The 11850-nt window shown below is 58.5% G+C and carries 12 protein-coding genes and 1 riboswitch; of the genes, 8 read left to right on the forward strand and 4 right to left on the reverse strand.

Translation table 11 applies throughout. The annotated features are described in order from the left end of the window. The first annotated feature begins 53 nt into the window (after positions 1-53). The 5 genes from phoU (at position 54) to QRN85_RS07175 (ending at position 3194) form a co-directional block, all read left to right on the forward strand. Positions 54-770, forward strand: coding sequence for a phosphate signaling complex protein PhoU (gene phoU, locus QRN85_RS07155; RefSeq protein ID WP_062586367.1), 717 nt, complete (start codon positions 54-56; stop codon positions 768-770). A 131-nt stretch (positions 771-901) separates the two neighbouring features. Beyond that, on the forward strand, positions 902-1585 hold the full coding sequence (gene phoB / locus QRN85_RS07160) for a phosphate regulon transcriptional regulator PhoB (RefSeq protein WP_045229896.1): 684 nt from the start codon (positions 902-904) through the stop codon (positions 1583-1585). A gap of 523 nt (positions 1586-2108) precedes the next feature. Then, entirely contained in the window at positions 2109-2318 is a 210-nt protein-coding gene (locus QRN85_RS07165; RefSeq protein WP_045229895.1) for a cold-shock protein, read from the forward strand. A gap of 226 nt (positions 2319-2544) precedes the next feature. After that, positions 2545-2766, forward strand: a complete 222-nt coding sequence (locus tag QRN85_RS07170) for a hypothetical protein (protein ID WP_062586370.1) — start codon at positions 2545-2547, stop codon at positions 2764-2766. Between the two features lie 38 nt (positions 2767-2804). Beyond that, the gene (locus tag QRN85_RS07175) at positions 2805-3194 is read left to right on the forward strand and encodes a DUF6481 family protein (RefSeq protein ID WP_113092863.1); all 390 of its coding nucleotides are present in this window, start codon (positions 2805-2807) and stop codon (positions 3192-3194) included. A 468-nt stretch (positions 3195-3662) separates the two neighbouring features. Here QRN85_RS07175 and QRN85_RS07180 read toward each other — a convergent pair whose 3' ends face one another. After that, positions 3663-4196 carry a GcrA family cell cycle regulator gene (locus QRN85_RS07180; RefSeq protein ID WP_284757287.1) on the reverse strand — a complete coding sequence of 178 codons (534 nt, stop codon included), beginning with the start codon at positions 4194-4196 and terminating at the stop codon, positions 3663-3665. A gap of 434 nt (positions 4197-4630) precedes the next feature. On the opposite strand from QRN85_RS07180, the gene QRN85_RS07185 reads away from it, so the two are divergent. The 3 genes from QRN85_RS07185 (at position 4631) to QRN85_RS07195 (ending at position 8136) form a co-directional block, all read left to right on the forward strand. Then, positions 4631-5827 (forward strand): aspartate aminotransferase family protein, encoded by a 1197-nt coding sequence (locus QRN85_RS07185; RefSeq protein ID WP_284757288.1) that lies wholly within the window; start codon positions 4631-4633, stop codon positions 5825-5827. Between the two features lie 54 nt (positions 5828-5881). After that, positions 5882-6799 (forward strand): ornithine carbamoyltransferase, encoded by a 918-nt coding sequence (argF, locus tag QRN85_RS07190; protein ID WP_062587175.1) that lies wholly within the window; start codon positions 5882-5884, stop codon positions 6797-6799. 344 nt (positions 6800-7143) lie between these two features. Next, complete coding sequence (locus tag QRN85_RS07195) at positions 7144-8136, forward strand: Hsp33 family molecular chaperone (RefSeq protein ID WP_113092864.1); 993 nt, start codon at positions 7144-7146, stop codon at positions 8134-8136. A 39-nt stretch (positions 8137-8175) separates the two neighbouring features. Here QRN85_RS07195 and QRN85_RS07200 read toward each other — a convergent pair whose 3' ends face one another. From QRN85_RS07200 to QRN85_RS07210, 3 genes are all read right to left on the reverse strand, one after another. Continuing rightward, positions 8176-9750 carry a tannase/feruloyl esterase family alpha/beta hydrolase gene (locus QRN85_RS07200; protein ID WP_284757289.1) on the reverse strand — a complete coding sequence of 525 codons (1575 nt, stop codon included), beginning with the start codon at positions 9748-9750 and terminating at the stop codon, positions 8176-8178. 110 nt (positions 9751-9860) lie between these two features. Further along, positions 9861-10253, reverse strand: a complete 393-nt coding sequence (apaG, locus tag QRN85_RS07205; protein ID WP_062586380.1) for a Co2+/Mg2+ efflux facilitator ApaG/CorD — start codon at positions 10251-10253, stop codon at positions 9861-9863. Positions 10254-10538: 285 nt separating this feature from the next. After that, positions 10539-11723, reverse strand: a complete 1185-nt coding sequence (locus tag QRN85_RS07210) for an O-succinylhomoserine sulfhydrylase (RefSeq protein ID WP_284757290.1) — start codon at positions 11721-11723, stop codon at positions 10539-10541. 43 nt (positions 11724-11766) lie between these two features. Then, a riboswitch (SAM riboswitch) is annotated at positions 11767-11845 on the reverse strand. Between the last annotated feature and the right edge of the window lie 5 nt (positions 11846-11850).

The raw sequence follows: 11850 nt of genomic DNA on the forward strand, positions 1-11850 counted from the left end.
CTTGAGCCCGTCCGGGCTTGCGGGCCAGCGCATCGAAACTGGAGATTTCGTACATGCCGACACATTCCCATATCATGTCCGCCTATGACGAGGAGCTGAAGTTCCTCACCCGCCGCATCGCCGAAATGGGCGGTCTGGCGGAACAGATGTGCGCCGATGCGGTGCGCGCGCTCGTCAATTCCGACGCAGCACTTGCCCAGAAGGTCATATCCGACGACACGATCCTCGATCATGCCGAGCGTGAGATTGGCGACAAGGCCATCGTCACCATCGCCAAGCGTCAGCCCATGGCTGCCGACCTTCGTGAAATCATCGGCTCGCTGCGTATCGCTGCCGATCTGGAGCGCGTGGGCGACCTTGGCAAGAACACCGCCAAGCGCGTCATCGCGGTTGCCGGTACCGGCGTTCCGCGCAAGCTGGCCCGCGGTCTGGAGCACCTGTCGGAACTGGCGCTGGTGCAGCTCAAGGAAGTGCTTGACGTCTACTCCACCCGTTCGGCGGAAAAGGCCCAGGCCATCCGCGAGCGCGATGAAGAGATCGATGCCATGTACACCTCGCTGTTCCGCGAGCTCTTGACCTACATGATGGAAGATCCGCGCAACATCACGACCTGCACGCATCTCCTGTTCTGCGCCAAGAACATCGAGCGCGTTGGCGACCACGCAACCAACATTGCCGAAACCATCTACTACATGACCACCGGCAGCCAGCCGGAAGGCGAGCGTCCGAAGGACGATAGTTCCAACACGCTTGGCGCAGTAACCGAGTGAGTTGCAGCATCGGCGCCGAAGGTCGAACATGACCTTCGGTCGGCCCGATGTGTCGATCAACATGCCAGAGCGGCCGCAATGCGCCCCGAAGAACGCCTTGCGCTCTGGTCAGACTGGCGGAGTTCAAATCCATGGTGCCGAAAATCGCAGTTGTCGAAGATGAAGAAGCGCTCAGCGTTCTTCTCCGCTACAATCTGGAATCCGAAGGTTATGACGTCGACACCATTCCCCGTGGCGACGAGGCGGAAATCCGCTTGCAGGAACGCACCCCGGATCTTCTGATCCTGGACTGGATGTTGCCGGGCGTTTCCGGCATCGAGCTTTGCCGTCGCTTAAGAATGCGCCCGGAAACCGAACGCCTGCCGATCATCATGCTGACGGCGCGTGGCGAGGAGAGCGAGCGCGTGCGGGGATTGGCGACCGGCGCTGACGACTATGTGGTCAAGCCGTTTTCGACCCCAGAGCTGATGGCACGCGTCAAGGCCATGCTGCGCCGTGCCCGCCCGGAAGTTCTGTCCTCCGTCCTGAAATGCGGCGATATCGAACTCGACCGCGAAACCCACCGCGTGCACCGCAAGACCCGCGAAGTGCGTCTGGGGCCAACCGAGTTTCGCCTGCTGGAGTTCCTCATGGTCTCCCCCGGTCGCGTCTTCTCGCGCTCGCAGCTTCTGGATGGCGTATGGGGTCACGATATCTATGTGGATGAACGCACCGTGGACGTTCATGTCGGCCGTCTGAGAAAGGCGCTCAACTTCTCCAATATGCAGGATGTCATTCGCACCGTGCGCGGCGCGGGCTATTCCATGGAAGCCTGACGGGCCTTTCGACACCCTTTTGAAGCACAACGCGCGCAGGATGTTCTGGCTGGAACACGGCGCGCGTTTCCTGTTTTATGCCAGGATCGAACAGCTGCCGCCGAGGGAACCGTCGTTTGCGTTCATCGCTAGGATAAATTCTCAGGTTCTGGCGGCGGCTCCAAACTTCGCCCTCGGGTGCGAAAAAGGGTAGGGCGGGATTTCCTTTTCCAAGCGATTTTTCTGAGTAAAAACAACAGGCAGGGACATTGCGGAAATTGAAATAGCGATACGGGTAATTATTCTTCTGACCGTGCCTTTACGTTGCAAGATAAAAGCGAATTTCAATTATCTGTAATTTAAGGTTTGACTATCAGGGAATAACCCTCTATCAATTGGTCATCGATATTTTGCTTGCTGAGCTTTGGTTGCCGCGCGATTAGCACCGCGTTTTGAACTAACCCTTTCCTTCAAAAAAATCGCTATACTCGCACACAGGGCGTCAGTTCTGTGATCTATCACTTATGCTTTGAAAGGGTTCATTATGACCACAGGCACAGTAAAATGGTTTAACTCCACCAAGGGCTTCGGCTTCATTCAGCCAGACAACGGCGGCACGGACGCATTCGTACACATCTCCGCTGTAGAGCGTGCAGGTATGCGCGAAATCGTTGAAGGCCAGAAGCTGAGCTACGACCTTGAGCGCGACAACAAGTCGGGCAAAATGTCGGCTTGCAATCTCCAGGCTGCTTAAATACGGAATCTGCTTTCCTTTGACCACGGATGTACTGGCACTGTCGAAAGTATGAGACCAACCGAGGTCAGGCACGTTGCCTGGCCTTTTTTTGTGCCGCAGCTCGGCACATGCGCCAGAGCGTTTTTCATTTGCGAAATCCGCCTCCGGCCACCCAATCCACTCCGCATCGGCATTTTTTTGAAATCGATCCCGATCTCAGCCGAAGCGACAGGAAGGAAAATCCATGTCCGAAACACACAGCAAATCTCGCCAGCAGGCTGAGAAGGCATTCGGCGCCACGCAGACGCAGTTCTTCGCTCGCGGTCACGCCGTGGACGAACTGAACTCGATTGCGCAGGCGCGTGATGAAAAGACCCAACGCTTGCGCGAAGCGCGTCTTGCCAAGGAATTGCAGGATAGCCTGAACCCACCGCCAGCGCCCACAAAACGCGGTAAAAAGTCCTGATCGCGAGATCGGAATGACCCTTCAACTGGAATAGAGATTTGAGAAACACAAGAAACGCCAGAACCAACGAAGTTGCCGACCGTCGCGGCGCTGCTGCTGACGCCAAGGCCGCACTTTTGCAGGCCTACAAGGCAGCCAAGGAAGCCGCAGCGCCGATGCTCGAAGCCAAGCAGGCCGAGCAGATTGCCGTTGCCGAAGCCCGTAGGGCCCGCCAGGCTGAACGCGAGCAGCAAAAGCGCGACGAGAAAATCCGCATCGAAGCAGAAGCCGCTCAAAAGCAGGCAGAACTCGATGCCGCCGCCAGCGCCGAAGAAGATGCCCGCAAGCTGGCCGACAAGAACCGCATCGCGCGTGTCATCGAAGACGAAGCGGCGCGCAAGGCAGAACGCGATCGCCGTTATGCCAACCGCAAGGCCCGCCAGGGCTAATCCGGCTACAGACGTTCTCGTCAAACATAAAGCGGGCCACCCGGTCCCGCTTCAGCCTGCCGGCAAATGCGCCGGTGGCGTTACTTCGGGGCCAGCCTCCCTTTCCTCCGGCGGCTGCCCGGTCGATACGAGCAGCACTTTCGTTCGTTCCCATTGCGCTCTTTTGTCATACCGCAGGTAAGCCGCAAACCGGCTGATGCGCGTCTGTTATGGCGGCAACGCTACGTTCATGGCGCTGGCCTGGCCGGACAAGAAACCATCCTGTAGTACCCCAACGCGCCGCCTCTCGATGACGGCTCCTGTTTGCCATGAGGGCATGGTGATTTCTCGCGAGCCTTGAGCAGCACAGCACCTTTCGGTGGGAAGCAGCCCATTTGAGACGGTCAGCCTCCGCCACCGTACCGTCTTTCTCCACGAACAAAAAAGCGGGCCGAATGGACCCGCTTTTGCTATCTTTTGAGATTTCGCTCAGGCCCTGCGGCGTTCGCTGACGGGCTGGTAAGCCATCTTCGCGTGGAACTTGCAGTAAGGCGAGGACTCGGAAGCTTCACAGCCACAGAAGTGGAAGTCGTCCTTCAGCGGATCGCCAACCGGCCACTTGCAGGTGCGCTCTGTCAACTCGGTCAGCGTCAGGCGCAGCGAGGTTGGCAGCGATGTGTTGGTAACGGGCACATATTCCAGAACCTGAGCCGTATCGAGAGACTGATCTTCCTTCAGCGCGGTGGCGCCTGCGGTGCGGGCGGCAGGGCGGGCAGCGGCCGGGCGCGCCTGAAAATTGGTTGCGCGTGGCGCGGTTGTCGTTGCAGCAGGGCGCTTGGCCGCAGGACGTGCGGTTGCAACCGTGCCGCCAGCCTTTGCGCGACCTGGCAGGTTGAGGCGGTGAACCTTGCCGATGACGGCATTGCGGCTGACGCCGCCGAGCTGGGCTGCGATCTGACTGGCGCTCAACCCTTCGGACCACAGTCTTTTGAGTTTTTCCACTCGTTCATCAGTCCAGTTCATACAGCTTCTCCGCTCGTAGCGCAGGCAGAATCTTTCCCCGATGCCGTGGAGCAAACCACGCGCAGAGTATCCGCCAGATTGTAGGTGACTAGGTCCGCCGCTTGCAGTCTAGTAATTGAGAGTTAACCTAATCGTAGGCAGACTCCGTGACAAGAGTCGGGAGAATCATCTGGAATCGATTTTCCGGTTTTCCCCAACTTGCTTTCCGCGTGAGTCAGAAAAGCAACACTTTGTAGCTCGGTAAAAACCCTCTACCATGGCTTGAGAATGCCTGCTAACGCGGACTTTTGTTGACATCCACAGGTGAAGTGACAATAGTGCGCTCGACGTACAGAAATGCCCCAAGCCGCCGCGAGGCGGCGTTTTTGATTTTCAGGCACGGGATAACCGGTAAGCCCTATTGACAGCGCGTTTGCGCAAGGAGTGATACAGCCATGGCCGACACCGCGCCATTGTTCGATACGTTTTCCAGAGCCCCGTTGCGGTTTGAGCGAGGAGAGGGCGTTTGGCTCGTCACAGAGAGTGGCGAGCGATATCTGGATTTCGGCGCGGGCGTGGCTGTCACCTCGGTCGGCCACAGCCACCCGCATATGGTTGAGGCTTTGAAGGCCCAGGCGGAAAAGGTCTGGCACCTGTCCAATCTCTATGAAGTCGCAGGGCAGGAAGTGCTGGCCAGACGGCTCGTGGATACAACTTTTGCGGATAAGGTCTTCTTCACCAATTCCGGTGCCGAGGCGCTGGAATGCGCCATCAAGACCGCACGCCGTTATCATTATACTCACGGCAATCCCGAGAAATTCCGCATCATCACCTTTGAGGGCGCGTTTCACGGTCGCACGCTCGCAACCATCGCTGCCGGTGGCCAGCCAAAATACATCGAAGGCTTCGGCCCCAAGGTCGAAGGTTTCGACCAGGTACCATTCGGCGATCTCGACGCTCTCAAGGCTGCGATCGTGCCGGAAACGGCTGCATTGCTGATCGAGCCCATTCAGGGTGAAGGCGGCATACGCGTTGTCGATCCCGAGTTTCTGCGGGCCATGCGCGCGCTGTGCGATGAGCACGGCCTTCTTCTCGTTTTCGATGAGGTCCAGACCGGCGTCGGACGTACGGGCAAGTTCTTTGCCCATGAATGGTCGGGCGTGACACCCGATATCATGGCTGTTGCCAAGGGTATCGGCGGCGGTTTCCCATTCGGCGCGTGCCTGGCAACGGCTGAAGCTGCGTCCGGCATGACGGCCGGTGTCCATGGCACGACCTATGGCGGCAACCCGCTTGCCATGGCGTGCGGCAATGCCGTGCTGGATATCGTGCTGGCCGATGGTTTCATCGATCACGTGCGCGATGTCGCCCTGGTTTTCCGTCAGGGACTGGCCTCCCTCAAGGATCGTTTCCCCGATGTCATCGAGGAAATTCGTGGCGAGGGACTACTGCTCGGCATCAAGGCCAAGGTGCCGTCTGCCGATCTGCTTCATGCCATCCGTGCGGAACATCTTCTGGCGGTTCCCGCTGGCGATAACGTCATCCGCCTGCTTCCGCCGCTGGTGGTCACCGCGCAGGAAGCGCGCGAGGGCCTCGCACGTATCGAGAAGGCTGCAGAGGCACTCACGACGAAACTGGCGAAAAGCGCCTGAACGCACATGTCCAGGCGCGCAAAGGCGCAGCCTGCATTGATGGGACAGCATAAAATGGCATCAGCAAAACATTTTCTCGACCTTTCGGCCGTCGGTTCGGAAGACCTGAGAGTCATCATGGACGACGCGCGGGCGCGCAAGGTTGCAACGAAGAACGGCACTGCCGAGAAGCCATTGGCTGGCAAGATGCTGGCGATGATCTTCGAAAAGCCCTCCACCCGTACCCGCGTCTCCTTCGATGTGGGAATGCGCCAGCTGGGCGGCGAAACGCTGTTTCTTTCCGGCACCGAAATGCAGCTTGGCCGCGCCGAAACCATTGGCGATACCGCCAAGGTTCTGTCGCGTTATGTCGATGCCATCATGATCCGGACCACGGACCATTCCCGTCTGCTGGAGCTTGCGGAGCACGCAACCGTTCCCGTCATCAACGGCCTGACGGATGATACCCATCCCTGCCAGATCATGGCCGATATTCTGACCTTCGAAGAGCATCGCGGCCCGGTCAAGGGCAAGACGATTGCCTGGACAGGGGATGGCAACAACGTTCTGCACTCGCTGGTGGAAGGTGCCGCGCGTTTCGGTTACCGCATGAACATGGCGGTGCCCATGGGTTCGGAACCGCACGACCGCTTTCTCAACTGGGCGCGGAACAATGGCGGCGATATCATGCTCTGCCACGATGCGGAACGCGCTGTAACGGGTGCCGATTGCGTTGTGACGGATACATGGGTTTCCATGAACCAGGAGCACAAGGCGCGCGGCCACAACATCTTCCAGCCCTATCAGGTCAATGCTGGCCTGATGGGCAAGGCCAACAAGGATGCCTTGTTCATGCACTGCCTTCCCGCCCACCGCGGTGAAGAGGTGACGGACGAGGTCATCGACGGGCCGCAGTCGGTGGTCTTCGATGAAGCGGAAAACCGTCTTCATGCGCAAAAGTCCATCATTGCATGGTGCATGGGCGTCATCTGATCCGGCACGGCCTGCTGCCACGCCTGTCGCTTGAATTTCAGCCGTGGCTTCCTATTTCTAGCCGAGTTCAACACCGCCGCTTGTTACAAGCGGCGGCTTTTCATCAATTGTTCGCCGCATCAATGGCCGCATAGCTGTCCGCTTCCGGAAGAATGCGGGTCGGCAAGCGCAAGGCTGTTTTCGGACGATCCGCCCTTTGAGCGAAAGTTAAGGTGGCGGAGTGGTTCCGTTTTCGTCTTTCACGGGCTATCAGTGCAACACGAACATTATGCCTTCCGGTCGGTGCCTTTGCAGGCCTCGATCATCCGCGCGGCAGCGCGGGCAGGGCGTCAAGGAGTAAGGAAATGGCAGACGCAACAGTACAGCTGGACGAGCTCCAATTTGCCGGTGATGACAAGGTCGTTCCCTTTCAGGTCGAAGGGCTGGACGTGCGCGGTCGCGCCGTGCAGGTCGGGCCGCTTTTGAACGCCATTCTGGAACGGCACGAATATCCGCCCGTTGTCGCCTGCCTTCTGGCCGAGGCTGTTGTCCTGACAGCATTGATCGGCACGTCGCTCAAGTTTTCCGGCAAGCTGACATTGCAGACGAAGGGCGATGGCCCGGTGGATCTGCTGGTTGCGGATTTCACGGCGCCGGAAAACATGCGCGCCTATGCCCGCTTCGATGAGGAGCGGTTGGAGCAGGCCATCGCTGCGGGAGAAACCTCGCCGGAAGAATTGCTCGGCAATGGAATTCTGGCCTTTACCATCGATCAGGGCGTGGGAATGCAGCCATATCAGGGCATCGTTCCGCTGGATGGTTCTTCGCTGGAAGACATTGCTGGCGTCTATTTCCGCCAGTCGGAACAGTTGCCGACCCGTGTCCGGCTTGGCGTTGCCGAGCTTTATGATCGCGATGCCGATGGCAAGCCACGTCACAACTGGCGCGCCGGCGGCATCATCGCGCAGTTCCTGCCGCAGGCACCGGAACGCCTGCGCCAGCGCGATCTGCACGGTGGCGATGGTGATGAGGGCGCGGCCGAGTATTCGCAGGACGACGCGTGGACCGAAGCCGTAACCCTGATCGATACCGTCGATATGGACGAACTGACCGATCCGCAGGTGCCAGCAGAAAAGCTTCTGTTCCGCCTGTTTCACGAGCAGGGCGTACGCGTCTACGAACCGCAATCCATTGTCGACCGCTGCAATTGCTCGCGGGAAAAGATCAAGGGTGTTCTGTCAGGATTTTCCGCCGAGGAGATCAAGGACAGCCAGGAAGACGGCGTCATTTCCGTCACCTGCGAGTTCTGCTCGACCACCTACCGCTACCCGGTAGACGAACTGGTCGCGGCTGATTGATGAGAAAAGGCGGGATTATCTCCCGCCTTTTTTGTCGCTTCAGGGTATCTTGCAGGTGAAATTCGCGGCATCGTTGACGTCGCCCGTGCCGGAATAGACGGCGGCCTGAGGGTGCGGGCAAAGCGGACGCGTCATAACGGTCTTCCTGTCCACGATCTTGGCCGCATGGATGACATCAGGCGCCTTGCCGTTTTCAACCCAGTCCATCAGCGGCGTGAAGGCGTCGAAGGTGTCGGTGCCATAACCCATCCGGCAATGGAACATGCCCGGCACCATGAACAGGCGGTAGAATTCGCCGGTTTTCTCCGCCCCCATCGTCTTGCGCACGGACTCGTAGTAATCCAGACCCATCAGCGGATTAAGCGCCGGATCGGACCATCCGAAATAGGTGATCATTCGCCCGCCGCGCTTCTGGAAGGCGCTGAGGTCGGGATTGTCGGCATCGACAAGTTCACGCACGGCCACGACCTTCTCATATTGCGTGTCGAAATCGAATGACTTCCAGTCGATCGCCTTGCCGGAGGCGGGCAGCATGGCCATGTTCTTCACGAATGTATCGCCATAGGCCAGCTGCCTGCTCGGGCCGTTTTCCGAAATCACCCACTGGTCCCAGCCGCTTGCGCCTGCCGCATCCAGCCCTTCCGTGCCCGCCACCACGCCGGGGAACACCGTCTTGCCTTTGACGGTGACACCCTTTGCAAGGGTCTTGAGGGTTTCGACCTGCTCCTTGCTGAAGCAATCATCGCCGCCCTTTTCGCAGATTTTCAGATCCTTGGCCGGATCGAAATTGCATTGTCTGGGGTCGGAAATCAGGCCATCCTTCACGCCATCAACGGCATCGCACCTGTCCATCACAGCCTTGGCAAGCGCCGGAAGCTGGGCCTTGCGAATGGGCGCCTTCAGCAGCGCCTGCGCGTTCCAGATGTTCCACAGGCCGGTATCGCTGAACCGCAAAACCGGTGCGCCTGCCAGAATGCCATCGAAATCGCCGGGATATCGCTGCGCTGCCATCAAGCCCTGTCGCCCGCCGGTCGAGCAACCATCCCAATAGGAAAAGGTCGGGTGCCGGTCGTAATAGGTTGCAGCGACGGTCTTTGCGGTCTGGACGGTAACGTGAACCGCACGCGACCCATAATCGACCAGCAGCGCCAGATCCGAAGCGAAGTCGCCGAGATCATAGGTCTTTGCGTCATGGCCCGTATTCTGCTGCACGGTGAGGAAGCCCCGGGAAAGGGCAGCGTCGCGTGTTTCGAGACGTGATGGCGCCGCCAGATCTTCACCGGCATAACCGCCATTGCCGAACATATAGACGCGCCTGTTCCACTGGTCCGGCAGTGCCAGCTCGAACCGGATCTGCGGGCGTATATAACCCGTGACGTGGCAGAAGCCGGGCAGGCCTTTGCCGGCCTCAACATAACGTGCCGTCAAAGTCGTGACGTCATCGAAAGTGCGGCTTTGCAGCATTGTGCAGCTCAAGGCAGCCGAGACAGTTGCCGATGTCAGATCGGGCCTGTTTCCACTATCGATGAAACTGCTGCGGTTTTGTGCCTGTGCGGAAGCGGAAACCAGCAGCGCCAATAGCGTGCAGGTTCCCAAGCCTATGGCTCGCGTCATCCATTTTCCTCCCAGAAAGGTTGTGACGCGATCAAGGTGCCGTATCGGGTCCAGCGGGACAAATAACGAAACGCGCAAAATACATAACCGGAGGTTTCAGAATCCGGTTATCAATTCAAAATGCGTGTCAAACCCGGGCTGTCCAGCGAGAATGCGGGAATGGCAACGCTGAAGACTTCGCCATTGTCGGCCTTCATCTCATAATGTCCGAACATCAGTCCGGACGGGGTATCGAGCGGGCAGCCGGAGGAATATTCATAGGTGTCGCCCGGCTCCAGATAGGGCTGTTCGCCCACCACGCCTGGGCCGGAAACTTCGTCGACCTGGCCGTTTTCATCGGTAATATGCCAGTAGCGATTAACGAGCGTAACAGCCCTGTCCGAATTGTTTGAAATCACGACCGTGTAGCCCCAGACGTAGCGATTGTCATCCGGGTCGGACTGCTCTTCAAGATAATAGGGGTCGACCGTGACCTCGATATCTCTTGTCAGTGCACGATACATTCACAGGGCCCTACGTCGTTGTTGTTTTATTATTCTACACTACAGGCATGGGCTTAGGTCAAGAAACCCGGATTTCATATTGTATTTACTTTACCGGCGATGGTAAATTTTGGCTGCGGCCAGAGGAGGGTGTCACGCCTGGATGATGACAGTGCCATAACATCCGTGCCCTGCTTTCCATAATGCTTATTGCGGGGCGTACGGAAATTTTTCGAGGCGGCGATTGCGGTCGCGCATATAGGGGCGGGTAGGCGGCCCGGCACCAGGCCGGACCGTTGATGTCGATCAGGCCGAGACCTTGGCGAGTGCTGCTGCGAAATCCTCCAGCAGATCGTCGGTGTCTTCGATGCCGCAGGAAAGGCGCAATGTGCCGCCGGAAATGCCCAATTCGGCGCGGGCTTCATCCGTCAGGTTCTTGTGCGTCGTCGTGCCCGGATGGGTGATGAGGCTCTTGGCATCGCCGAGATTGTTGGAAATCTTGATGACCTCCAGGGCGTTCTGCAGCTTGAATGCCGCTTCCTTGCCACCTTTGAGCTCAAAGCAGACGAGGGTCGATCCACCCGTCATCTGCCGGGCAATGATGTCGGCCTGCGGGTGATCGGCCCGGCCGGGATAGATGACCTTGGCCACCTTGGTCTGCTCTGCCAGAAAATCGGCGATCTTGCCGGCATTGGCGGTCTGCTGGCGCACGCGAAGCGGCAGGGTTTCCATGCCTTTCAACAGTGTCCAGGCGTTGAAGGGCGAAAGAGCCGGGCCAGTATGGCGGAAGTAGTCCTGAAGCTCTTCCTCGATCCACTTCTTGTCGGAAAGAACCACGCCGCCAAGGCAGCGTCCCTGACCATCGATATGCTTGGTCGCGGAATAGACGACGATATGCGCGCCCAGTTCCAGCGGCTTCTGGAAAAGCGGGGTCGCAAACACGTTGTCTACAACCAGTTTCGCGCCGATCTGATTGGCAAGCTTGGCAACGCCTGCGATATCGACCACTTCCAGCGTCGGATTGGTCGGGCTTTCCAGGAAGAACAGCTTGGTGTTGGGCTGGATCGCCTTTTCCCAGTTGGCAAGATCGCGACCGTCTACCAGCGTGCAGCCAATGCCATATTTGGGCGCCAGCGTTTCCACCACCCAGCGGCAGGAGCCAAACAGCGCGCGCGCGGCAACGATGTGATCGCCCGCTTTCAGCTGGCACAGAATGGCGGCGCTGACGGCAGCCATGCCGGAGGCCGTGGCGCGGGCATCTTCGGCGCCTTCCAGCATACACATGCGCTTTTCGAACATGTCATTGGTCGGGCTTGCGTAACGGGCATAGATAAAGCCATCCGTCTCGCCCTTGAAACGGGCTTCTGCGGCTTCAGAGCTGTCATAGACGAAGCCCTGTGTGAGATAGATCGCCTCGGATGTCTCGCCATAGGCAGAACGCAGTGTGCCGCCATGGACCAATTGGGTTGCCGGGCGCCATTTCTTGCTCATGTCATCACCTTACAAACAAAAAAACCGGCCGCAAAAGCAGACCGGTTACAAGCACCCGGTCTTTTTAGCCACTTATTTAACGTGGCTGCAAGCCGACCGGCCAAATCACCACGGGATAAGATTGCCA

It is taken from the genome of Agrobacterium sp. fls2-241-TYG-188a, assembly GCF_030209845.1.